The organism is Tritonibacter sp. SIMBA_163 (genome assembly GCF_046535935.1).
Classification (GTDB): Bacteria; Pseudomonadota; Alphaproteobacteria; order Rhodobacterales; family Rhodobacteraceae; genus Epibacterium; species Epibacterium scottomollicae.
On sequence record NZ_JAWJBP010001391.1, the window covers coordinates 1 to 234 of the forward strand.

Annotated in this window: 1 pseudogene; it reads left to right on the plus strand. The window is 53.8% G+C overall.

Going from position 1 to position 234, the window contains the following annotated elements:
• Window positions 1-234, plus strand: a pseudogene (locus R0J92_RS26860) (ribonucleotide-diphosphate reductase subunit alpha); the annotation flags it as partial.

Genomic DNA, 234 nt, shown 5'->3' on the forward strand with positions numbered 1-234 from the left:
GTCGATGATGCACGCATTGCCAAGAAGAAGATCAATGCCCGCGAGTTCTTTCAGGTGCTGGCGGAAATCCAGTTCGAATCCGGTTATCCCTATATCATGTTCGAGGACACGGTGAACCGCGCCAACCCGATCGACGGGCGCATCACCATGAGCAATCTATGCTCGGAAATCCTTCAGGTGAGCGAGGCGAGCGTTTTCCGCGAAGACCTGTCCTATGATCATCTCGGCAAGGAT